Source organism: Streptomyces sp. NPDC091649 (genome assembly GCF_044756785.1).
Taxonomy (GTDB): Bacteria; Actinomycetota; Actinomycetes; order Streptomycetales; family Streptomycetaceae; genus Streptomyces.
Genome location: NZ_JBIVTR010000021.1, coordinates 80,552 through 103,913 on the forward strand (window position 1 = coordinate 80,552; position 23,362 = coordinate 103,913).

18 protein-coding genes and 1 riboswitch are annotated in these 23,362 nt (G+C 72.5%); of the genes, 3 read left to right on the forward strand and 15 right to left on the reverse strand.

The genetic code is table 11. The features are described 5' to 3' along the window. The first annotated feature begins 198 nt into the window (after positions 1-198). Positions 199-969: an ABC transporter ATP-binding protein gene (locus ACIQMU_RS27790; protein ID WP_352239942.1), complete on the forward strand. Its 771-nt coding sequence runs from the start codon at positions 199-201 to the stop codon at positions 967-969. Between the two features lie 118 nt (positions 970-1,087). Further along, complete coding sequence (locus ACIQMU_RS27795; protein WP_402689937.1) at positions 1,088-3,622, forward strand: ABC transporter permease; 2,535 nt, start codon at positions 1,088-1,090, stop codon at positions 3,620-3,622. A gap of 102 nt (positions 3,623-3,724) precedes the next feature. Here ACIQMU_RS27795 and ACIQMU_RS27800 read toward each other — a convergent pair whose 3' ends face one another. From ACIQMU_RS27800 to ACIQMU_RS27870, 15 genes are all read right to left on the reverse strand, one after another. Next, positions 3,725-5,029 (reverse strand): class I SAM-dependent methyltransferase, encoded by a 1,305-nt coding sequence (locus ACIQMU_RS27800; RefSeq protein ID WP_402689938.1) that lies wholly within the window; start codon positions 5,027-5,029, stop codon positions 3,725-3,727. Positions 5,030-5,359: 330 nt separating this feature from the next. Further along, positions 5,360-6,745 (reverse strand): NAD(P)/FAD-dependent oxidoreductase, encoded by a 1,386-nt coding sequence (locus ACIQMU_RS27805; RefSeq protein WP_352239946.1) that lies wholly within the window; start codon positions 6,743-6,745, stop codon positions 5,360-5,362. Positions 6,746-7,132: 387 nt separating this feature from the next. Further along, positions 7,133-8,095 carry an arsenic resistance protein gene (locus ACIQMU_RS27810; protein WP_388539874.1) on the reverse strand — a complete coding sequence of 321 codons (963 nt, stop codon included), beginning with the start codon at positions 8,093-8,095 and terminating at the stop codon, positions 7,133-7,135. 98 nt (positions 8,096-8,193) lie between these two features. Further along, positions 8,194-9,135 carry an exopolyphosphatase gene (locus ACIQMU_RS27815; RefSeq protein ID WP_402689939.1) on the reverse strand — a complete coding sequence of 314 codons (942 nt, stop codon included), beginning with the start codon at positions 9,133-9,135 and terminating at the stop codon, positions 8,194-8,196. Beyond that, positions 9,132-9,743 (reverse strand): DUF501 domain-containing protein, encoded by a 612-nt coding sequence (locus tag ACIQMU_RS27820; protein ID WP_352239948.1) that lies wholly within the window; start codon positions 9,741-9,743, stop codon positions 9,132-9,134. Before ACIQMU_RS27820 ends, ACIQMU_RS27815 begins: the two co-directional genes overlap by 4 nt. Positions 9,744-9,833: 90 nt before the next feature. Beyond that, a complete protein-coding gene (locus ACIQMU_RS27825) occupies positions 9,834-10,313 on the reverse strand; it encodes a septum formation initiator family protein (RefSeq protein ID WP_352239949.1) in 480 nt (159 codons plus the stop codon). 279 nt (positions 10,314-10,592) lie between these two features. Further along, positions 10,593-11,873: a phosphopyruvate hydratase gene (gene eno, locus ACIQMU_RS27830; RefSeq protein ID WP_030086171.1), complete on the reverse strand. Its 1,281-nt coding sequence runs from the start codon at positions 11,871-11,873 to the stop codon at positions 10,593-10,595. A gap of 321 nt (positions 11,874-12,194) precedes the next feature. Continuing rightward, the gene (locus tag ACIQMU_RS27835; RefSeq protein WP_402689940.1) at positions 12,195-12,905 is read right to left on the reverse strand and encodes a transglycosylase family protein; all 711 of its coding nucleotides are present in this window, start codon (positions 12,903-12,905) and stop codon (positions 12,195-12,197) included. Between the two features lie 4 nt (positions 12,906-12,909). Continuing rightward, positions 12,910-13,091: riboswitch (cyclic di-AMP (ydaO/yuaA leader) on the reverse strand. Between the two features lie 288 nt (positions 13,092-13,379). Next, the gene (locus ACIQMU_RS27840; protein ID WP_402689941.1) at positions 13,380-14,441 is read right to left on the reverse strand and encodes a transglycosylase family protein; all 1,062 of its coding nucleotides are present in this window, start codon (positions 14,439-14,441) and stop codon (positions 13,380-13,382) included. A 176-nt stretch (positions 14,442-14,617) separates the two neighbouring features. Next, positions 14,618-15,961 (reverse strand): cytochrome P450, encoded by a 1,344-nt coding sequence (locus ACIQMU_RS27845; RefSeq protein WP_352239953.1) that lies wholly within the window; start codon positions 15,959-15,961, stop codon positions 14,618-14,620. A 9-nt stretch (positions 15,962-15,970) separates the two neighbouring features. Then, positions 15,971-17,005 (reverse strand): nucleoside triphosphate pyrophosphohydrolase, encoded by a 1,035-nt coding sequence (locus ACIQMU_RS27850; protein WP_352239955.1) that lies wholly within the window; start codon positions 17,003-17,005, stop codon positions 15,971-15,973. Between the two features lie 42 nt (positions 17,006-17,047). Continuing rightward, a complete protein-coding gene (locus ACIQMU_RS27855) occupies positions 17,048-17,704 on the reverse strand; it encodes a SurA N-terminal domain-containing protein (RefSeq protein ID WP_352239956.1) in 657 nt (218 codons plus the stop codon). Positions 17,705-17,845: 141 nt separating this feature from the next. Beyond that, on the reverse strand, positions 17,846-19,528 hold the full coding sequence (locus tag ACIQMU_RS27860; protein ID WP_402689942.1) for a protein kinase: 1,683 nt from the start codon (positions 19,526-19,528) through the stop codon (positions 17,846-17,848). Then, on the reverse strand, positions 19,525-20,085 hold the full coding sequence (locus ACIQMU_RS27865) for a hypothetical protein (RefSeq protein ID WP_402689943.1): 561 nt from the start codon (positions 20,083-20,085) through the stop codon (positions 19,525-19,527). Before ACIQMU_RS27865 ends, ACIQMU_RS27860 begins: the two co-directional genes overlap by 4 nt. A gap of 97 nt (positions 20,086-20,182) precedes the next feature. Next, on the reverse strand, positions 20,183-22,402 hold the full coding sequence (locus tag ACIQMU_RS27870) for an N-6 DNA methylase (protein ID WP_402689944.1): 2,220 nt from the start codon (positions 22,400-22,402) through the stop codon (positions 20,183-20,185). Positions 22,403-22,631: 229 nt separating this feature from the next. Between ACIQMU_RS27870 and ACIQMU_RS27875 the strand changes: the two genes are divergently transcribed. Further along, positions 22,632-23,360 (forward strand): hypothetical protein, encoded by a 729-nt coding sequence (locus ACIQMU_RS27875; protein ID WP_402689945.1) that lies wholly within the window; start codon positions 22,632-22,634, stop codon positions 23,358-23,360. Positions 23,361-23,362: the final 2 nt, after the last annotated feature.

Sequence of the window (23,362 nt, forward strand, 5' to 3'; positions counted from 1 at the left end):
CGGTCAGGGTCGATGTCATACCCGAGGAGGACGGATGTACGTCCGCGGTGCGACTCAAGAGGGCCACGGGAACGGGCATCGGGAGTGACGACCGGACGCGATCGGGACGTGACGATGGAGTAAGTCCCCGAGGCATGGCGTCGGCGCCCGCCTCAGCACGGTCCGTGCAACCGCATCACCCGAACCAGGAGCGTCCCTGTGACCACCACCCCCACCGTTCACCGCGCCACCGCGGTGGCTGCCCGCGCCACGGAGCTGTCGAAGGTCTACGGCGAGGGCGAGACACAGGTCGTCGCCCTGGACCGGGTGACCGTGGACTTCCCGCAGGGCGAGTTCACGGCGATCATGGGCCCGTCGGGCTCCGGCAAGTCGACGCTGATGCACTGCGTCGCCGGGCTCGACAGCTTCAGCAGCGGTTCCGTCCGCATCGGTGACACCGAGCTGTCCACGCTGAAGGACAAGCAGCTCACGCAGCTGCGCCGGGACAAGATCGGCTTCATCTTCCAGGCGTTCAACCTGCTGCCGACGCTCACCGCGCTGGAGAACATCACGCTGCCGATGGACATCGCGGGCCGCAAGCCGGATGCCGCGTGGCTCCAGAAGGTGATCGACATGGTGGGGCTCTCCGAGCGGCTGAAGCACCGCCCGACCGAGCTCTCCGGCGGTCAGCAGCAGCGCGTCGCCGTGGCCCGGGCCCTGGCCTCGCAGCCGGAGATCATCTTCGGTGACGAGCCGACCGGGAACCTGGACTCCCGCTCCGGCGCCGAGGTCCTCGGCTTCCTGCGCAACTCGGTGCGCGAGCTGGGCCAGACCGTGGTGATGGTGACGCACGACCCGGTGGCCGCCTCCTACGCGGACCGGGTCATCTTCCTCGCGGACGGCGCGGTCGTCGACCAGATGATGCACCCGACCGCCGACGGGGTCCTCGACCGGATGAAGGCGTTCGACGCGAAGGGCCGCACCAGCTGACACCGCCGGCGGCCCGCCGGTACGACCGCACCGGCTGACGCGGGCGCCCGCCGCCCCGGCCGCGCCGCCCCCGCGCGTCCTCGTCCCCCTTCCGGAACCCATCCCAGGACACACAGACATGTTCCGTACCGCCCTGCGCAATGTGCTCGCGCACAAGGCCAGGCTGCTGATGACCGTGCTCGCCGTCATGCTCGGCGTAGCGTTCGTCTCCGGCACCCTCGTCTTCACCGACACCCTCGGCAACGCCTTCCGCAACCAGTCCGCCAAGAGCTACGACGACGTGGCCGTCGCCGTGGACACGTACGCCGGCACGCACGACGAGAAGACCCCCGGCATCGACGACGCCACCCTGGAGAAGATCCGGGGCCTGGACGGCGTGGCCTCCGCCACCGGGCGGGTCTCCGGCTTCGCCGGGGTCGCCGACCCGGATGGCAAGCTGATCGGCAACGGCTGGTCCAACACCGGCGCGAACTTCGCCCCCGGCAAGGACGGCAAGGACGCGAGCTACGTCTTCACCGACGGCTCGGGCCCGGCGGAGAACGGCTCGGTCGCGCTCGACAAGGACACCGCGAGCAAGGGCGAGTACAAGGTCGGCGACCCGGTGCGCGTCGCGACCAACGGCCCGGTGAAGGAGTACACCCTCTCGGGGATCTTCACCACCGAGGACGGCGCGGTCAACGCGGGCGGCAGCCTCGTGCTGTTCGACACCGCGACCGCCCAGAAGCTCTATCTGAAGCCCGGCGTCTTCCAGGACGCGACCGTCACCGCCACCGGTGGCGTCTCCGACCAGAAGCTGCTGGACGCGATCACGCCCCTGCTGCCCGAGAACGCCACCGCGCAGACCGGCAAGGCGCTGGCGGAAGAGCAGGCGAAGGACATCGAGAGCGGGCTGGCCGGCCTCAACGGCATGCTGCTGGCCTTCGCGGGCATCGCGCTGTTCGTCGGCGTCTTCCTCATCGCCAACACCTTCACCATGCTGATCGCGCAGCGGACCCGTGAGCTGGCCCTGATGCGGGCGATCGGAGCGACCCGCCGCCAGATCAAGCGCTCGGTGCTGCTGGAGGCCGCCGTCGTCGGCACGATCGCGTCCGTCATCGGCTTCGCCCTCGGTCTCGGCCTCGCCACGGGTCTGCGCTCGGCGATGGGCCTCCTGGGCGGCAAGATCCCGGCCGGCCCGCTGATCGTCTCACCGACCGCCGTCCTCTCCGCCTTCGCCGTCGGCATCCTGATCACCGTGCTGGCCGCCTGGCTGCCCGCCCGCCGGGCCGCGAAGATCGCCCCGGTCGCCGCGATGAGCAGCGTGCACGCCACCGCCTCCACCAAGTCCCTGGTCGTACGGAACTCCATCGGCGGCGTGATCGCCCTGCTCGGCGCAGCGGGGATCGTCGGCGGCGCTGCGGCCGGCGGCGCGTCCGGCCGGCAGCTGGTCGCGGGCGGCGCGTTCTTCGCCCTGATCGGCGTCATCATCCTGATCCCGCTGCTCTCGCGCCCGGTCATCGCCCTGGTCCGGCCGCTGCTGAAGAAGCTGTTCGGCGTCTCCGGGAAGCTGGCCTCGCAGAACGCGGTCCGCAACCCGCGCCGTACCGGAGCCACCGCCTCCGCCCTGGCCATCGGGCTGACCCTGGTCACCGGCATCTCGGTGCTCGGTGTCACGCTCGGCCAGGCCATCGACAAGATGACCACGGACAACATCAGGGCCGACTACATGGTCTCGATGGCCAGCGGCGACTCGCTCGACGAGTCCGCGCTCACGGCGCTGGCGAAGGCCGACGGCGTCGCCGCGCTCTCCCCGCAGCAGGCCGCGTACTTCCAGGTCGACGGGGAGCCCCACTCGGCCTCCGGCGTCACCCCGGGCGACGTGGAGAAGGTCTTCTCGCTGACGACCGTCTCCGGTTCGCTCGGCTCGCTGAAGGACGGTCAGGTCGCGGTCGGTTCCAAGACCGCCAAGTCGAACGGCTGGAAGACCGGCGACACCCTCCCGGTGACGTTCGACGACGAGAAGAAGGGCGAGCTGACCATCGGCGCCCTCTACGAGCAGAACGAGTTCCTCTCCCCCTTCCTCATTCCGAAGGACCTCGCCGACCGGCACAGCTCCGCCTCCCGCCCCGAGATCCGGGAGATCTGGATCAAGGCCGACGGCGGCGCGAGCAAGGCCAACGAGCAGGCGATCGTGGACGCGCTCGGGGACAACCCGGCGATGAGCGTCATGGACCGGCAGGACATCCGCGACGTGTTCGGCGGCTTCATCAACACCGCCCTGAACATCATGTACGGGCTGCTCGCCATGGCCCTGCTGATCGCGGTCCTCGGCGTCGTCAACACCCTCGCGATGTCGGTGTTCGAACGCCAGCAGGAGATCGGGATGCTCCGCGCGATCGGTCTCGACCGGGGCCGCGTCAAGCGGATGATCCGTCTGGAGGCCGTCGTCATCTCGGTGTTCGGCGCGGTGATCGGGGTCGGCCTCGGGGTCTTCCTCGGCTGGGCGATCGGCCGGACCCTGTCCGCCGACATCCCCGGCTACGCCCTGGTCGTCCCGTGGGACCGGCTCGGCCTCTTCCTGCTCCTCGCCGCCCTGGTGGGCGTCCTCGCCTCGCTGTGGCCCGCCCGCAGCGCCGCGAAGCTCAACATGCTGACGGCGATCAAGACGGAGTAGCCGCAGGGCCCGGGACGAGGGTCCGCCGGACACCCCAGGGGGCCGGTGCGACCGCTGCGAAGCGGTCGCACCGGCCCCTCGCCCGTGCCGTGCGCGTACGGGTCAGGGGCTCGCGGTCTCCGTCCAGGCGCGGGCGCGCAGCGGCATTCCGGAGCCGCCGCCGTCCGGCGGGCGCACCGCGAGGATCTGGTTGACGCCGATCCTGTTGTGCTCGAAGGAGAGTGCCGAGGCGGCCATGTACAGCCGCCAGACCCTGACCCGGCCCGGGGAGGTGGCGCGGACCGCCCGCTCCCGGTGCCGCTCCAGGTTGGCCACCCACCGGCGCAGGGTCAGGGCGTAGTGCTCGCGCAGCGCCTCGACGTCCCTGGCCTCGAAGCCGGCCTCCTCCAGGGTGGCCAGGGTGCGGCCGAGGGGAGCCAGTTCCCCGTCGGGGAAGACGTACGCGTCGATGAAGGCGTCGATGCGGTAGGCGTCCTCGTCCCCCTCGGGGCGGCGGGCGATCTGGTGGTTCAGCAGGCGGCCGCCGGGCTTCAGGAGGGCGTAGAGGTCGTCGGCGTACTCGCGGTAGCGGACCGAGCCGACGTGCTCGGCCATGCCGATCGAGGAGATCGCGTCGTACGGGCCGACGCATACGTCCCGGTAGTCCTGGACGCGGATCTCGATCCGGTCGGTCAGTCCCTCCTCGGCGATGCGCTTGCGGGCGTGGGCGGCCTGTTCCTGGGAGAGGGTGATGCCGGTGACCTGCGCCCCGTAGGCGCGCGCGGCGTGCATGGCCATGGAGCCCCAGCCGCAGCCGACGTCCAGGAGCCGGTCGCCCTCCTTGAGGCCGAGCTTGCGGCAGGCCAGGTCGAGCTTGTCGCGCTGGGCGTCCTCCAGGGTGCCCCCGTCCTGCCAGTAGGCGCAGGAGTAGACCATGGAGGGGCCGAGTACCAGGGCGTAGAAGTCATTGCCGACGTCGTAGTGGTGGCTGATGGCCTCCTTGTCGCGGCGCCGGGTGTGCAGCGGCCCGGTGCGGCGGCGGACCTCCTCCGCGGGCGGGGCGGGCGGCGGCCAGGGGCCCGCGAGGCGGAGGAGGCCGCGGGCGAAGGCGCGGACCCTGGGGTCGCGGACCGGGTGGACCGAGTCCTTGGCGTCGGCGCCGCGGTCCCAGAGCAGCCCGGCCAGCCGGCTGAGCGCTTCGTACAGGTCGCCCTCGACGTCGATGTCCCCGGCCACCCAGGCGCGGGCCAGGCCCAGTTCGCCCGGCTTCCACAGGAGCCGGCGCAGGGCGCGGCGGTGGCGGATAACGAGGACCGGGGCGCCGGGCGGCCCCGATTCGCTTCCGTCCCAGGCCCGGACACGGACCGGCAGGGGTTCCGAGAGCAACTCCTCGGCAAGAGCGGTCAGCCGCGACGCGGCGTCTGCCATGGCGCACACCTCCGTGGTGTTTCCCCGACATGCACAACAAGCACAGGGCGAACAGACATGCTCGTAGCCCCGCCGCGACACCCCGGGCGCCGTGGCGAGGTACACCTGCGTCAACTCTGCTCGCACACCGCGTCATCCCGCTACCGGGCAACGGAACGGCAAAGCGTGTGCATACGCCATCCATATGGGCGGGAACCGGCCACGGCCCCCCGCCGGGCCCCCGGTCCGCGTCCGGCCCGGATACGCCGAAGGAGACGTCCGCACCACGGATGGCGGACGGCCCCTTCGGGCGTCGTACGGTGCGCTCCTCGCGGAGCGTGTCACCGGGGGTCAGCCGGCCTTGGCCTTCTCGCCCTCCGGCTTGGCGGCGGCCGGCGCCGGGGCCGGCTTGGCGGCCTCGTAGAACTCCTCGCGCGGCGTCTCCATGGCGCCGAGCGAGACGACCTCGCGCTTGAGGAACATCGCGAGCGTCCAGTCGGCGAAGATCCGGATCTTGCGGTTCCAGGTCGGCATGGCCATGCCGTGGTAGCCGCGGTGCATGTACCAGGCGAGACGGCCCTTGAGCTTGATCTTCACCTTGCCCATGACGATCATCGCGACGCCCTTGTGCAGGCCGAGACCGGCGACCGCGCCCTTGTTCGCGTGGCTGTACTCCTTCTGCGGGAAGCCCCGCATGCCGGAGATCACGTTGTCGCCGAGGACCTTCGCCTGGCGCAGTGCGTGCTGGGCGTTGGGCGGGCACCAGGCGTTCGGGTTGCCGGCGCGGCGGCCGACCATGTCCGGCACCTGGGCGTTGTCGCCCGCGGCCCAGATGTAGTCGGTGCCCTGCACCTGGAGCTTCTCGGAGGTGTCCACGTGACCGCGGGGGCCGAGCGGCAGGCCGAAGCGGGCCAGGGCCGGGTTCGGCTTCACACCGGCGGTCCACACGATGGTGCTGGAGTCGACCTCCAGGCCGTTCTTCAGCACCACGTGGCCGTCGACGCAGGAGTCCATCGAGGTGGAGAGGTAGATCTCCACGCCCCGGCTCTCCAGGTGCTCCTTGCCGTAGGCGCCCAGCTTCGGGCCGACCTCGGGAAGGATCTTGTCGGCGGCGTCGACGAGGATGAAGCGCATGTCCTCGCGCTTCACGTTGGTGTAGTACTTGGCCGCGTCGCGGGCCATGTCCTCGACCTCGCCGATGGTCTCCGCGCCGGCGAAGCCGCCGCCCACGAAGACGAACGTCAGCGCCTTGCGGCGGACGTCCTCGTCGGTCGTGGAGTCGGCCTTGTCGAGCTGCTCCAGGACGTGGTTGCGCAGGCCGATGGACTCCTCGATGCCCTTCATGCCGATGCCCTGCTCGGCGAGGCCGGGGATCGGGAAGGTGCGGGAGACCGCGCCCATCGCGATGACCAGGTAGTCGAAGGGCAGCTCGTAGGACTCGCCGACGAGCGGCGCGACCGTGGCGACCTTGCGGTCCTGGTCGATGGTCGTGACACGACCGGTGAGAACCTCAGCCTTGGGCAGCACGCGTCGCAGCGGGACGACGACATGCCGAGGCGAGATGCTGCCGGCAGCAGCTTCGGGGAGGAAGGGCTGGTACGTCATGTACGAGCGCGGGTCGACGACCGTGACGGTCGCCTCTCCGTACCGCATCTTCTTCAGAATGCGACGAGCTGCGTACAGGCCAACGTACCCACCGCCTACAACGAGGATCCTGGGACGCTCCGTGGTGCTCATGCCATCGAGTATCCACCCCGCCCCAGGGGGGTGCTCGTGAGCCCCTTCACAAGGATTGACCGACCCTCTGCTACACTTCGCCGCCCACGTGACCCACCTCATGGCCGCCGCGGGGAACCACGGCACCGCGGGAAACGTTGTGCACCGCCTGTGAGCTGGCCCTTGGCCCTCGCGACCGAGCGGACCGCCCCTCCCCCGCGGTCACGCGCACCGCACTCGGAACGCGTACACGGCCCCTCCGTACGCTCCCTGGCACGACCCGCACGGAGCTGACGGGCCCGAACCGCGCCCCAACGGGCCCCATTCCTTGTGAAGAACTTCACGAAGTTTCCCGCGGCGTGTACCCGAAGAGGGGGCCCGGGCCGTTCCGAGAGACCGGATCGCGGCTCAACGGTGCAGGTGACGACGCGATTGAGCGGGCAGCAGGCGGGGCACCGCCCGGACGTAGAGCACCATGCCGAGGACCTCCACGAGGGTCTGCGCGACCACCACGACGGCCGCGACCGCGTACGCCTCCGGCAGGGCCAGGGCCAGGGGCAGCACGACCAGGGAGTTGCGGGTCGCCCCGCTGAAGACCACGGCCCGCCCGCCGGGCACGTCGAGCCGGAACATCCGGGCGACCGCCTTCCCCGCGAAGGCCATCACCACCAGGAACACCGCGTAGAAGGGGACGACCGCGACGACGTCGGTCGAGTTCCCGCCCAGCTCCGGCACCTGCGAGGCGACGACGGTCAGCAGCGTCGCGGCCATCAGCGGCACCATCGTCGTGCTCGCCGCCCCCGACACCCGGCGTCCGCTCTCCCGCCGCCGCGCCCAGAGCTGGAGCGCCCAGGCGAGCGCGAGCGGAACGACGATCAGGAAGGCGAACGCCTCCAGGAACGGCCCCGCCTCCACGAGGTCGGCGAGCCCGGGGCCGAGGAACGCGTACAGCAGCACCGGCAGCAGCGCCAGCTGCGCGACCAGCAGCAGCGGGGTCGCGGCGAGCAGCCGCCGGGCCGAGCCGCCGGCGAGGCCGCTGAAGACGATCACGTAGTCGACACAGGGGCAGAGCAGCACGAGCAGCACGCCGAGGCGTACCGCCCGGTCGGCGGGCAGGAAGGCGAACATCGCGGCGACGACGAGCGGCACGACGAGGAAGTTCACCGCCAGCGTGGCGGAGAGGAACCGGGCGTCGCGCAGTGAGCGCAGCAGCTCGGCCGCCGGGACCTGGAGGAAGGTCACGAAGAGCAGCGCGCCCAGGACCGGGTTGATGAGGTGTTCGAAACCCGGCCCCGCGGAGGGGGCGGCCAGCCCGAGGAGGGCGCCGAGGGCCATCGCGGCGAGATAGACCGCCACCTGGTGGCGTTCCATCCGCTCGACGGCCCCGCGCTCGGCGGGCGCCGCCCCCTGAGCCACCGTCTCCTCCCCTCCCGGCCCGGCCTCGCGGTACCGGCCGTCCCCGCCCGCGCCTACGCGGCGCTCCAGGCGATCCCGTCCAGGATGTCGTGCTCGCTGACGACGACCTCGTGCGCGCCCGTCCGCTCCATCACGGCGAGCAGGACGAGTGCCCCGGCGCCGATCACGTCGACCCGGCCGGGATGCATCACGGGGATCGCGGCGCGCTCCTCGTGGGTGGAGCGGAGCAGGTGCTCGGTGATGGCGCGGACACGGCCGCGGGAGATCCGGGAGTGGTGGATGGCCGCGGAGTCGTACTCCGGCAGCTCCAGCGCGATTCCGGCGATCGTGGTGACGGTGCCCGCGAGGCCGACGAGGGTGCCGGCCCCGGTGAGCGGCACGGTCCGCTCGGCGAGGTCGAGGGCGGCGTCGACGTCCGCGCGGATGGCCGCGGCCCGCTCGTGGCTGGGCGGGTCCATGACGGTCCCGTCCACGACGAGGTGACGCTCGGTCATCCGTACGCAGCCGATGTCCACGGACCTGGCCGCTTCGACCCCGTCCGAGCCGAGGACGAACTCGGTGGAGCCGCCGCCGATGTCGACGACCAGGTACGGCTTCGCCAGGTGGTCGGAGCCGGCCAGTTCCTTGGTGGCGCCGTCGAAGGAGAGCTGTGCCTCCTGGTCACCGGTGATCACCTCCGGCTCGACGCCGAGGATGCCCCGGACCCCGGCCACGAACTCGGCGCTGTTCTCGGCGTCGCGGGACGCGGACGTGGCGACGAAGCGGACCCGTTCGGCGCCCAGCTCCTCGATGGCCTCCGCGTACACGCGGCAGGCGGCGAACGTCCGCTCCAGCGCCTCGGGGGCGAGCCGGCCGGTGCGGTCGACGTCCTGGCCGAGGCGGACGATCGTCATCCGCCGGTCCAGCTCGGCGAAGGAGCCGGTGGCGGGGTCCACGTCGGCGATGAGCAGCCGGATGGAGTTCGTGCCGCAGTCGACGGCGGCGACCCGGGTCATGCGTCCTGCCCTTCGGGGCCGCCCAGGGGGCGCGAGGCGAAGTGGCCGCCGTCGCCCTCGTCCACCGTCCAGCCGTCCTCCTGGGCGGGCGCCGCGCACGGCGTGACGCAGGGGCCCTTGGCCCACCACTCGGGCAGCATCGCGATGGCCTCGTCGCCCAGCGGGTTCACCCCGGGGCCGGCGGCCAGCGAGTGGCCGACCAGGACGTGCAGGCACTTCACCCGGTCCGGCATGCCGCCCGCGCTCGGGAAGCCCTCCAGGACCTCGATGGCGTCGCGGCGGGTGATGTAGTCCTCGTGCGCGGCCCGGTAGGCGTCGGCCAGCTCCGGGTCGGTCTCCAGACGGGCCGTCATCTCCCTCATGACCCCGTTGGCCTCCAGCGTGCCGATCGCCGAGGCCGCCCGGGGGCAGGTCAGGTAATACGTCGTCGGGAACGGCGTGCCGTCCTCCAGACGTGGCTGGGTCTCCACCACGTCCGGGTTGCCGCACGGGCAGCGGTGGGCGATGGCGCGCAGGCCGCGCGGCGGACGGCCGAGCTGCTGCTCGAACGCGGCGATGTCCGCGTCGGTGGGCCGGGTGGACTCGGTCTGCGGAGGGGGCGTTTCCATGCCTGCCTTGGTTCTGCTCGGAAGCTCGTCGAACGTTCGAAAGCTCTTGGGAGGGAATCGGTCTGAGGGGCGGGGGCTGCGTACGGTCGGTCAGTCGCGGTCGGCACGGTCGGCGCTGTCCACGCCGTCCCAGAGGTTGGAGTGCCACGGCCGGTCGCTCGCGCCCGTCTCACCGCGGCGGTCCCGGGCCGCGTCGGGGTCGGCCACGGTGTAGCCGGTCTCCCCAGGGAGGACGTAATGGAGGTGCTGGCGGGCCAGGCGCATGATGTACGCGTCGTCCTGGAGCCGCGCCTTCTCGTCCCGCAGCTCCTCGGTGCGCTGCTCCGCCTGCCGCGAGAGCCGCTCCTGCTCGGCGATCTCGTCGAGCTGGGAGACGTACTGCCGCATCGGGTAGGCGAGTGCCACCACCAGGGAGCAGAGCACCAGTGCCAGGAAGGCCGCCCGGCCGGTGAGCCGGGAGCGGCGGGCCTGACGGCGGTTCTGGGACCGGTACACACGGGCCGCGGTCTGCTCTCCGAGCAGGCGCAGCCTGGTCGCGGTGGAGAACCGGTCGCGGTTCTTCCCGGCCATGTCTCCCGCCTCCCCGTCAGAGCTTGTCGTCAAACTGCCGCCGTCGCCCGGAGGGCGGCCGGGCGACGTCTGGTGCGTGCGATCGCAAGGCACCGGGATGGCCTCGTAGCGGAGCTACCAGGGCATCTCGGCAACGCCGCGAGCGTGCGTGCCAGACGCCGCCCGGCAGGCGGCAGTTTGACGACAAGCTCTGACGCACGTCCGTCCCCGCACACGGTACGGGACCGAGTGCGGGGACGGACGGAGGCTATGCCTTCGGCCCGGGGCGGGCCACCGGGATCAGCCCTTGAAGCGCGGGAAGGCGGAGCGGCCCGCGTACACCGCGGCGTCGTCGAGGATCTCCTCGATGCGCAGCAGCTGGTTGTACTTGGCGACGCGGTCCGAACGGGCCGGGGCGCCGGTCTTGATCTGGCCGCAGTTCACGGCGACGGCGAGGTCGGCGATGGTGACGTCCTCGGTCTCGCCGGAGCGGTGCGACATCATGCACTTGAAGCCGTTGCGCTGGGCCAGCTCGACGGCGTCCAGGGTCTCGGTCAGCGAACCGATCTGGTTGACCTTCACGAGCAGGGCGTTGGCGGAGCCCTCCTCGATGCCTCGGGCCAGCCGCTCGGGGTTGGTGACGAAGAGGTCGTCGCCGACGATCTGGACCTTGGAGCCGATGCGGTCGGTGATGACCTTCCAGCCGGCCCAGTCGTCCTCGTACAGCGGGTCCTCGATGGAGACCAGCGGGTACGCGGAGACGAGCTCCTCGTAGTACTCGGTCATCTCGGCGGCCGAGCGGGACTTGCCCTCGAACTCGTAGACGCCGTCCTTGTAGAACTCGGACGCGGCGACGTCGAGCGCGAGCGCCACGTCACGGCCCGGTACGTAGCCGGCCTCCTTGATGGCCTCGACGATGAGGTCCAGGGCGGCGCGGTTGGACTCCAGGTTCGGGGCGAAGCCGCCCTCGTCGCCGAGTCCGGTGGACAGGCCCTTGGTCTTGAGGACCTTCTTCAGCGTGTGGTAGATCTCCGCGCCCCAGCGCAGGGCCTCGGAGAACGACTCCGCGCCGATCGGCGCGATCATGAACTCCTGGATGTCCACGTTGGAGTCGGCGTGCGAGCCGCCGTTCAGGATGTTCATCATCGGAACGGGCAGCAGGTGCGCGTTCGGGCCGCCGAGGTAGCGGAAGAGCGGCAGGTCGGACGCCTCGGAGGCGGCGTGCGCGACGGCCAGCGAGACGCCGAGGATGGCGTTCGCGCCGAGCGACGCCTTGTTCTCGGTGGCGTCGAGGTCGAACATCGCCTGGTCGATGAGGCGCTGCTCGGTGGCGTCGTACCCGACGAGCTCCGGGCCGATCTGCTCGATGACGGCGAGGACGGCCTTCTCGACGCCCTTGCCCTGGTAACGGTTGGGGTCACCGTCGCGAAGCTCAACAGCCTCGAACGCACCGGTGGAGGCGCCGGACGGAACAGCAGCACGGCCCGTGCTGCCGTCGTCGAGGCCAACCTCGACCTCGACCGTGGGGTTGCCCCGGGAGTCGAGGATTTCCCTGGCTACGACGACGTCGATGGACGGCACGAGGCATCTCCTTCTGGGATATGACGCTGGTTGTGCAGGATCACTGTGGCCTTGCGACACGAGCCTATCCGGCTCGGCCGCGTCGGCCAGCCGACCGCCCGCCTCCTGGGACGAAAAAGGACCCAAGGGCCTGCATCACCGGACAAAACTCTAGAAATCTACTGAGCGGTAACAACAAGAAGTGAACGGATGCGGGCTCCCGGGCCCCTCTCTCACGAAGAACCCGGCCCGGCGCGCTGGGGTACGAGCGCGCCGGGCCGGGATGCCGTGCGAGGGGAGGCGCCGCCGGACGCTTCCCCTCCGGGGAGGAGAGACCGCGGCTTACTTCAGGTGGAGCTGCTGACCCGGGAAGATCAGGTCCGCGTCCTTGACGATGTCGTCGTTGAGCTGGAAGAGCTTGCTCCAGCCGCCCTTGACGCCCTCTTCCTGAGCGATGCTGCTCAGGGTGTCGCCGGCCTCGACCTTGTACTCGCCGTCGCCCTTCTGGACCTTCTCACCGGTCGGGGTGGTGACGGTCTTCTTGCTCTCGGCCTTCTTCTCGGCCCGCGGAGCGGTGCGCTGCTCGCTGCGCGTGGTGGGCCGCTCGGCCTGGCGCTCGGGCTGTGCCTGCCCGGGCTTGCTCTGGCCGGAGCCGGTGCTCACGCCCGGGTCCACACCGTCGTTGGTGAGGCCGCCGGCGCCGGCGCAGGCCCAGGCGCCCGGGCCCTGCATGTCGAGGAGCTTCTCGGCGGTGGCGATCTGCTGGTCCTTGGAGGCCAGGTCGGCACGGGAGGCGTACTGCGTACCGCCGGCGGCGGCCCAGCTGGACTGCGAGAACTGCAGTCCGCCGTAGTAGCCGTTTCCGGTGTTGATGGACCAGTTGCCGCCGGACTCGCACTGGGCGACGGCGTCCCAGGTCTCGACGGAGGCGGCGGACGCGCTGGTCGCGCCCATCAGCGGGACGGCGACGGCGGCACCGGTGACACCCGCGAGGGTGACGAGACGGGTGGCCTTGGACGGGCGGCGGTGCTTGCCCTTGCTGTTCAGCAGCATGGAACGATCTCCTCACCGACGCCTACGAGGTGAGCTGTCGGGTTCGGGCTGATGAGTGCCCGGTCGCACGGTGCTGCACGCGACTTCACCCCTAGCCGGTCCCGTTCGCCCCCGTCTGTTCGACGAGGCGTCCGGACCCGGCGGCTTACCTGGGTCCCCCGCTCCTGCCTACGGCGCTTACGCGTCTGTTCCCTTCGACCGACGGCAGGATTCGGCGTGACGGTCGACGGGGCCCGCGGTGCGAGCGGTTCCGACCGTAAACACAGGCAAGCCCGACATTCAAAGGTGGACATAGGGGGCAATCAGCCCGAACTCACCTTGACCGAAGGGTCGTTTCCGCAGGTCGGAGGCGATGCGCGCGGACGGGCCGGAGGAAAAGCGCCAGTTGAAGCAAAGAGACCCATGTCTCACTTACTCAAAAGTGGACATAGGTCTCCGAACTACCCGCGATTCCGGGGGCTTTTCCCGCCGGGATCAGGGGGTCGCGGTCTCCTTGGCACTCTCCGGCGCCGCCTCACCGGCACCCGGCTCCAGGCCCGGGCCCAGGTCCAGATTCTGGCCGGGCAGGATCAGGTCCGGGTCGGAGCCCAGGACGTCCTTGTTCGTCTCGTACAGACCCGTCCAGCCGCCGGGAAGTTCCTGTGCGTCAGCGATCGCCCAGAGGTTGTCCCCGGGCCGCACCGTGTACGCGCCGTCGGCCGCCGCGCCGCCCTTCCGCGCGTCGCCCTCGCCGCGCGAGGCGTGCCGGCCGGACTCCCGGGGCCCGTCACCCCGGCCCGCCTCGGCCTCCTCGGGCGCGGGGGCGCCCCGGTGCTTGCCTCCCGTGCCGTCCTCGCCTGTCGAGGCGTCAGGGGCGCCCGACGGAGCCGTGGGGGTCGTGGAGCCCTTGGGGTCCGTGGCGTCGGGGGCCGGCGGGGCGGAGGGCGTCACCGAGGACTCCGGAGCCTTGCTCTCCTTCTCCGCGCCTCCACCGTCCGGCGTGTCCGCCGTGCCGCTCCCATCGTCCGAGCCCGATCCGTCACGTTCACCGGAGGCGCCGGAATCGTTCGTTCCGTCGGCAGCGTCGGCTTCATCGGCCGGCGAGGCCGTCCCGTCCGCCGAGGGGTCCGCCGAAGGTTCGGCGGACGGTGAGGCGCCCGGGTCGACGCCCGGCAGCCCGCCGTCCACCGCGAGGCCGGAGATCACGGCGCAACTGGGCCACGCGTTCGGCCCCTGGTCGTCCAGGACCTTCTCCGCGACGGAGATCTGCTGCGAGCGGCTGGCGAGGTCGGCGCGGGACGCGTACGCCGTACCGCCGTACGCCGACCACATCTCCTGCGAGAACTGGAGCCCGCCGTAGTAGCCGTTGCCGAGATCGGCGCTCCACATGCCGCCGCTCTCGCACTCCGCGACCCGGTCCCAGGTGGCGGCCTCGGCCGCGTGTGCGCCGCTCGCGCCGAGGAGCGGGATGGCGATGGCCGATCCCGTCACCCCCGCGGCGACGACGATGGCGGGTGCCTGGCGAGGGCGGCGGTGTCTGCCGTTCGCGGAGCCCATGGGTATGCCTTCCGTGCGACTGACAAGCGAGTGGCCTGAGCGCCCGCGCAGCTGGTTTCCCACGCCGCGGGGCGCGCAAGTGACGGGTGGGCAAGGTGCGGCCCACGCGTCGAACCGTGAACCTAGCGGGACTCGAACGTGTGTCACAAGTCGATGCAGCGCAGATCACGTGAAAGTCACGGAGTTGACGTTGTGTCACTTTTTTCGGTGCGGCGGCCCGGTTCGAACGCGACCGGAAGGGTGCGCAGTCCCCGCATGATGAGCCCGCCGCGCCAGCGCAGATCGGCGGGTTCCGCCGCGAGACGCAGGTCGGGGAGGCGCCTCAGCAAGGTGGCCAGCGCGGTCTGTCCCTCCAGCCGGGCCAGCGGGGCGCCCAGGCAGTAATGGACGCCGTGCCCGTATCCGAGGTGCTGATTGTCACGCCGCGCGAGGTCGAGCGTGTCCGGGTCCGTGAACCGCTCCGGGTCCCGGTCGGCCGCCGCCAGCACCACCAGTACGGGGTCGCCCGCGGCGATCTCCTCGCCGCCCAGGGTCAGCGGCTCGGTGGCGTACCGCCAGGTCGCCATCTCCACCGGCCCGTCGAAGCGGAGCAGTTCCTCTATTCCGGTGGCCAGCAGCCCGCTCTCCCCCGCCTCCAGCGAGTCCGCCAGCCGGGCGCGCTGCTCGGGGTGGCGCAGGAGGGCGTACGTTCCGTTCCCGATGAGGTTGACCGTCGTCTCGAACCCGGCGAACAACAGGATGAACGCCATCGCGGCCGCCTCGTTCTCCGTGAGGTGCTCGCCGTGGTCGCTGGCCCGGATCAGCCCCGAGATGAGGTCGTCGCCCGGATTCTCCCGCTTGCGGTGGATGAGTTCGGCGAGATAGCCGCGCATCTTCTTCACCGACCGGGCGACGCCGCCGCGCGGGCCGCCCCCGTGCCGGATCATCATGCCAGCCCAGTCCCGGAAGTCGCCCTGGTCCTCCCGCGGGACGCCGAGCAGGTCGCAGATGGCGTAGATGGGGAGCGGGAAGGCGAGGTCGTGGATCAGGTCGGCCTCGCCCTTCTCGATGAAGTCGTCGATGAGCCGGTCCGTCAGCTCCTGCACGCGGGGCGCGAACTCCGCGACCCGGCGCGGGGTGAACGCCTTGGACACGAGCCGGCGCAGTCGCGTGTGGTCCGGCGGGTCGATGTTGAGCAGATGCGTCATCAGCTCCGCCTTGCGCTCCCCCGGGATCCCCGTCTTCCCCCTGGCGTGCGGCGACTCGGCGTGGTTGGCCGGGTTCTTGGAGAGCCGTGCGTCGGCGAGCGCCTGCTTGGCGTCCCCGTACCGGGTCACGAGCCATGCCTCGACCCCGCTGGGCAGCGCGGTGCGGTGCACGGGGCGGTGCTCGCGGAGCCAGGCGTAGGCGGGATAGGGGTCGGTGGCGAACTCCCAGGTGAAGAGTTCGGGGGCGGGGGCCTCGGCCGGGGCGGCGGCGCCGGGGGCGCTGTGGGGGCAGGCGGAGGGCCCGGGGGTGCTCGGGGCGGGGCTGTCGTTCACGCCCCGACGTTATCGGTCGGGGTGCCCGTGGCCGTCCGCGGTGCGGGGGGCGTCCGCGTCGCCCTCCGCCGCCAGGATCGCGTCGCGGTAGGCGCGGGCCGCCGCGCGCAGGGCGGCCTCCGGGTCGGCGCCGTCCGCCTCCGCGGAGACGGCGAGGGCCAGCAGCTCGTGGCCGATGGTGTCGCCGGCCGGGAGCGGAACGGTGAGGCCCGCGGTACGGACGCGGCTCGCGAGCTTCGCGGCGAGGGCCAGTCCGGGCTGTCCGAGGGGGACGCCTTCGGTGACCGAGGTGCGCTGCTTCTCGATCGCCTTGGTGCGCAGCCAGTGCGCGTGGACGTCCTCCGCCGTCTCGGCGGTCTCGTCTCCGAAGACGTGCGGGTGGCGGTGGATCAGCTTCTCGACGAGGCCGCCCGCGACGTCGTCGATGGCGAAGGGCTCCGCCCCGTCCTCCGGGCGGCCCTCCTCGGCGATCCGTGCGTGGAAGACGACCTGGAGCAGCACGTCGCCGAGTTCCTCGCGCAGTTCGTCCCGGTCGCCGTCCTCGATCGCCTCGACCAGTTCGTACGCCTCCTCGATGGCGTACTTGGCGAGGCCCCGGTGGGTCTTCCGCGAGGTCCAGGGGCACTCCCGGCGGATTCGGTCCATGACCTGGACCAGGTCCAGGAAGCGGGCCCCGGGCAGGTCGTAGGAGCCCGGGAGCAGTTCCAGGTCCGGCATGGCCACCCGGCCCGAGCCGCCGAGCCGGGCGAGGCCGTCGGTCAGACGGCTGTCGCCCTCGCCGCCGACCAGGACGACGACGGTCCGGCCGCCCCCGCAGTCGGCGACCAGTTCGTCCGCGGACGGCGCGGCGTGCTCGACGCGTACGCCCGCCTCACGGAGGTGGGGCAGCTGCGGGTGGTCCGGGTCGGCGGTGAGGACCCGGTCGGCCGCGTGCAGCGTCTGCCAGGCCGGCCAGGACAGCAGGCCGGGCGCGACCCGGTGGCTGGCGGTGAGCAGCACGATGCGGCCGGGGTTCTCGGGGGCCTCGGGGGCTTCAGCTTTCACCCTGTGAACCTACCTCCGGCCCGTCGCCTCCGGACCGGCGGTTCAGGCGCCCGCCGGGGAGTCCTTCGGCGGGAACTCCGTGACCTGGGTGATCCACGGCGCGCTGTAGGCGCCGAGCTGCATCTTCTGGTCGTCCCAGCTGCCGAAGCGCGGGTTGACGTCGATGTCGAGGGCCTTAGACGCCTTGGTCAGGGCCTCGCCGACCACCTGCTGCCCGGCGGGGGTGCCCAGGTCCGCGCCGAGTGCCTCGGCCAGCTTCGGGAGCTGGACCTCCTGGCGCATGTCGGCGTCGATCTGGTCCGGCGCGACCCAGCGCTGCTGGAGCATCATCGCCTGGAACTGCTTCTCGCCGCCCTGCTGGGCGCGGCTGGCCCGCCGCATCTCCTGGATCTCGTTGCGGGTGACCGTGACCCCCGCGTCCGCTGCGGCGCGGTCGAGGATCCGGGCGAAGATCAGTCCGTGCAGCTTGGCGCGGTTGAGCTGGCCGGACTTGTTCACCAGCTGTTCGGCCTGCGGGGAGCTCTCCTGGGCGGCGCGGACGTCCGCGGCACGGCCCTGGACCGCCGACACCTCGATCCGCTCGCCGCCCACGACGGCCGCGGCGCCGGGGTGGGCCTGGTTGCCGCAGGCCGAGAGGAGCGGCGCGGCGAGGAGCGTTGCGGCGAGGACGGCGAGCGCGGTGCGACGACGGCGGTGCAAAGGAGCCTCCCGGGGAGAGTTTGTGCATCGGTGCACAAAGCCTTGCGGTGATCGATGTTAGGCAGTGGATGTGGCGGGTGCCACTGATTCGACCAACGATTCGGGAGGAGTTGGGGATGTGGCCCGGTATGGGGGCCGCTGTCAGCCCCCGCGGACGTCCCGCTGGTGGCTGAGCAGGCGGCGCAGGTCCACCGGCAGCGGGTGGTGCGGCCCGTAGGTGCGCTCGGCGTCGTACAGCAGGGCCTGGAGCTGGGCCCGGCCCGCGGCGTGGTCTCCGACCGCCAGGAGCAGCTGTCCGATGCGGTGCCGGATGTCGAGTGCGCGGCCGGGGTCGGCGGTGATCGGCCCGTAGGCGTTCTCGTAGTACGGGAGGACCGCGCGGTACTCGCCCAGGGCGGCCCCGGCCTCGCCCAGCTGTTCGAGGCACTGGGCCGCGTCGTAGCGGAACTGGAGGGCCTGTGCGTCGGCCGGGCCGGCCTCGGCGGCGCGGTCCTCGGCGAGGCGGCGCAGTTCGGGCAGGGCGCGGCGGTACTGCCCGTCGTCCATCAGGGTCGCGGCGTACTGCTTGCGCAGGATGCGGACGACCGGGGAGTGCTCGCCGTGCTCGGCGGCGGCGGCCGGGAGGGTGGCGCCGAGGACGTCCACGGCCTGGGTGATCCGGCCCTCGCCCAGCAGCTTCTTCACCTCGTCCACGGCCCGCGCGACGTCCGGCCGGGCGGGCGGCGGGGTGGCGTGGGGCGGGGCGCCGGGTGGTGCGGGGGCGGGCCGCGCGAAGGACGCCGCGACGGCCGGGGGCGGAGCGAAGGACGGCGGAGCGAAGGACGGAGGAGCGAAGGACGGCGGGGGGCCGGGCGTGGGCGGCGTCGCGGCGAAGGCGGCGGGCGCGGGTACGGAGGCCGGGGTCGCGGCCCGGTCAGGCCAGGGGGCGTGCGGCCGCAGGAACGGGCGGGTGGGGTCGAGCGGCCCGGCGGGCGCCCCGTGCTTCGGCAGCAGCGGGGCGAGGTCCTCGTACACCTCCTGGGCGGAGACGGGCCGGTCCCCCGGGTCCTTGGCGAGGAGCCGCAGCACGAGTGCCTCCAGGGCCGCGGGGACCTCGGGGCGGTTCCGCCGGACCGGGAGCGGGGGCTCGTAGAGGTGGCGGTGCAGGACGCCGAGCGCGGTGGAGCCGGCGAACGGCACGTCGCCGCTGAGGAGTTCGTGCAGGACGACCCCGAGGGCGTACAGGTCGGTGTACGGGCCGACCGCGCCGCCCATCGCCTGCTCGGGCGCCATGTAGGCCGGGGAGCCGATGGGCGACCCGGTGTGCGTGAGACGGGTGGTGTCGCTGTCGAGCACCGAGGCGACGCCGAGGTCGAGGACGGTGACGGTGCCGTCGGGGCGGACCATGACGTTGCGGGGCTTGAGGTCGCGGTGGACGATCGGCACCGCGTGCACCGCGCACAGGACCGCGCAGAGCTGGGCGGCGACCGCGACGGCCCAGGGCCAGGGGTAGGGGTCCTGCTCGGTCAGGTGGTCGGCGAGGTCGGCGCCCTCGACGTACTGCATGACGAGATAGAGGTCGTCGTCGTCGCTGCCCGCGTCGTGGACGGTGACCAGGCCGGGGTGGTCGACCTGTGCGGTGACCCGGCACTCGCGGACGAAGCGGCGGCGCAGTTCGTCGGCCGCGTCGCTGCCGGTGGGTCCGGCGACCCGGTCGGGGCGCAGCAGCTTCACGGCGACACGGCGGTCCAGCCGCCGGTCGTACGCCGTCCACACCTGGCCCATGCCGCCTTGGCCGAGGATGGTCGCCAGCTCGTACCGGTCGGCGATGATCCGGCCGCTCACCGGCCCTCGCCCTCCTTGCGGAGGTAGTCGCTCAGCTCGTCCAGCTCGGCGCGGACCTGGTCGAGGCGCCGGGGCGCGGGCATGGGCGTGGGCGGCGGGACCTGCACGGTGTACGGATTGGGCTGCTGCTGCGGGGGGAGCCGCTGGTACGGGAGCGGGGCGGGGGCCGCTGGGGCGGGGGCGGCGTACGGGGGCGGGGAGCCGAGGGCGCTGTAGTGGCGTATCTCCGCGTACAGGTAGTAGGTGAGCACCCCGGTCAGCACGGCGACGAGCCAGAACATCAGGAGCAGCGCCTGCGCGTCCGACATGTCGTCGGGGTCCTCCGGCGACTCCGTGAAGAAGACGAAAAGCCCGATGTTGAGGACGGCCACGACCGCCATGACGGCCCAGTCGCGCCGCCTGCGGGTGACGACCGCGAGCCGCAGCATCGCCACCCAGCCCAACAGGCCGCAGCTCAGCACGGTCACCGTCACGAGGATCACGCGCACCGCGGTGAGCGTCGCCGAGGTGGGCCGGGGTGGCGTCGGCTGCTGCGGCGTAGGGCCGTAGCCGTGCATGTGCTCTCCTGGAGGCGTATGCGGAACGTGTGGGGTGAGCGTATACACCCGCGCCGACCGGCTGACCCTCGTCGCGCCCCCACCGTCGTGGTTCACCTCACGCGGGCGGGACCGTGCCGTCCGTCAGACCGTCGTACATGCCCTGGACCAGCAGCCCGCCGAGCCGCCCGGCGGTCCGCAGCGCGTCCTCGAACGCGGCCAGTTCGCGGAACCGCTCCCCGTAGCGGCGCTGTTCGTCGAGCGGCATCCGGGGCAGCTGGAGGCGGCGGGCGTCCAGCCGGGCCGCGGTGGAGGCGTAGCTGCTGGCCTGCCGGTGGTTCGCGGTGCCGCGCAGGAACCCGGCGAGGAACCACGGGTCGACGGCGGCGGGGTCGGGCCGCAGCAGCTGGAGGTTGCGGCCGAGCGCGGCTCCCGCTTCCCCGGCGTCGACGACCCGGACGACGGTCCCGCCGCCGAGTACGGGCACGACGACGTCGCCGGGTTCGAGCAGGACCGGGTCCTCGGGGGCCGTGCCCGGGGCCCGGGGGCCGGTGTGGGGGGAGCCGGCCGGGGCCCCGCCGGTGAGGACGTCGTGCTCGGTCAGGACGGGGGCCGGGCCGCCCGGTACGGCGTGGCCGGTGCGCAGCGACAGGGCTCCGGCGCGGGCGAGTTCACCGACGGTGGTCAGGGGGCGGTGCGCGGGGGCGGCGAGGTGTGCGGGCGGCGGCGGGGCGAGCCGGGCGGTCAGCCGCAGGGTCTCGGCCAGCCGCTCCCGTACCTCGCCGAGGCCGGACGCGCCGCCTCCGGGCGCGGGGCGCGGCAGGTGCCGGGCGGGGGTCAGGTCCACGTCGTCGTCGAGGAGTTCGACCACGGGCACGACGCGGCTGACGCCGGGGTGGTCCGCCCGGTCGCGCCAGGCGCCGAGCACGGCGGCGCGCACGGCGGACCAGTCGAGCCGGTCACGCCCGCCGACCGCCGTCTTGCCGCCGCCGGCCGCTTCGCCGGTGGGCCCCGCGAGGTCGGCGGTGTCGGACAGGAGGAGGTCGGGGACGGGGTGGGCTCCGGGCTCCGGCCTCCGCAGGACCCAGAGGTGCAGCGGGATGCCGTACGGGGGCGCGGCGCCGGCCGGCAGGGCGATGACGGCGCGGAGGGCGCCCCGGCGCAGGAGGCCGGCGCGGATGCGGCGGCCGGAGCGCCGGGAGGCGGCGGCGGGGGGCATCAGCAGCACGGCGGTGCCGCCGTCGCGCAGCCGGGCCAGGGCGTGCTGGACCCAGGCCAGTTCGGACTCGGTGCGGGCGGGGAAGCCGTACTCCCAGCGCGGGTCGTAGGCCAGTTCGTCGTGGCCCCAGTTGCGGTCGTTGAAGGGCGGGTGGCAGAGCACCGTGTCGGCGGCGAGCCGGGGAAAGGCGTCGGCCCGCAGGGTGTCCCCGGTCCGCACGGCGAGGGCGGGGGCGGAGCCTGCCGGGCCGTCGGCGCCCAGGGCGAGGCGCAGGGCGGTGAGCGCGGCGAGCGCGGCGTCGGCCTCCTGGGCGTACAGCGCCGCGGGGCCGGCGACCGCGCGGAGCAGGGCGCCGGTCCCGGCGGCCGGGTCGAGGACGCTGCGGACGTGCTGATCACGGGCCGGGCGGCCGGCGTCCTTCGACGGTTCGGCGAGGTCCGCCATCAGCTCGGCGAGGGGAGGGGGAGTCAGCGTGTACTGACGGGGGTTGGCGTCGAGCTGCCGGCCGAGCAGGAATTCGAAGGTCTGCCCCGCCCCGATGCCGGCGGCCAGTTCCGCGGCGGCCCGCAGGAGCGGCACGGAGGGCAGCAGGGCCTGTGCGCCGGGGGTGGGGACGGCGCGCGCTCTGTGAACATTCGGCGGCGCGGGCGACTCCGTCGTGTGAACACTCTGCGGTCCCGGCCCGGCGGTACCGGCGACGGGGGCAGCCGGCACCACACTGTCGGGGCCGAGCCGGTCGGTGAGCACAAGGTCCACGGCGTGCGGCAGCATGTCGGCCATCCGCTCGTCGGAGGCGGCGGTCAGCTCCAGCCAGGCGGTGGGCCGGTCACGGACGAGCAGCAGGGCGCAGCCGGTGTGGACGAGCGCCGCCACGGCTCCCGCCGGGTGGCCGGCCACCTCCTGCCAGATCCGCTCACGGAGCGGGACCTCGGCCAGTTTCCCCTGGTCACGCAGCCATTCCTCGACCTCGGACAGGGCGAAGGAGGGACTGGTCCCGGTACCGCCGACGGGCTGCGGGAAGTCGGGGTGCCGACGGCGCCAGTTACTGACGGCGGCGCGCCCCACTCCCGCCATCCGGGCGATCCCGGCCGCGGTGACCTCCGTCGCGTTCTCCGGCATGGGCTCTCCCTCGGTCCGACGGCGCTGCCTGCCCGCGAGCATAGCGACTCTCCCGCGCCACACCCTCATGGCGGGTTACCCAACCCCTCACCGATTCACCGTGTTGACTCGGTTCACAAGCTCTGTTGTTATTGACCGGTCCCTACTGGGGCTGCACCGGTCCCTGCCGGGGCTGTTCTCCCCTCCCGCTGACCGGCGCCCCCGCGCCCCTCCACCCGGAGCCTCACCCATGCGTCTCATCACCCGTATCTCCGTCAACACCCTCTGCGCGATGTCCCTTCTCGGCCTCGCCGCCTGCGGCGGCAACTCCCCGGAGGAGACCGGCCCGTTCGCCGGAGTGTCGGGTCCGGAGGTGGTCAACAAGGCCCTCACGAGGACGAACGGCGTGAATTCCCTGCGGATCGGCCTCGACATGACCACGTCCGACGGCCGGGTCGAGGCGGACTTCGCCACCAGCCTGGGCGGCGACTGCACGGGAACGATGACCATGGGCGGCACGGGCACGATGGAGGTCCGCAAGACCGGCGGCACGGTCTACACCAAGCTCGACGAGGCGCTGCTGCGCGAGCAGTCGGAGGGCGAGCCGAAGGCGGACGTGGACGCGGCGGTCGAGCTGATCGCGGGCCGCTGGATGGAGTCGAAGGCGTCCGACCCGGACACCGCGGACAGCATCGAGTTCTGCGACCTGAAGGTGCTCCTCAAGGAGTTCGAGGCGATGGACAACGCCGCCCGCAAGGAGGGCCCCACGACGGTGGCGGGCAAGCCCGCCCTGCGCCTCACCGAGAAGGACGGCAAGGAGACGTTCACCATCGACGTCTCCGCCGAGGACGAGCCGTACATCCTGCGCCTCACCGCCCGGGGCGGCGAGGAGCCGATGACGATGGACCTGTCCGACTTCGACGTGCCCGTCGTGGTGGAGAAGCCCGCCGCGAAGGACATCGTCGACCTGGAGCAGTAGGG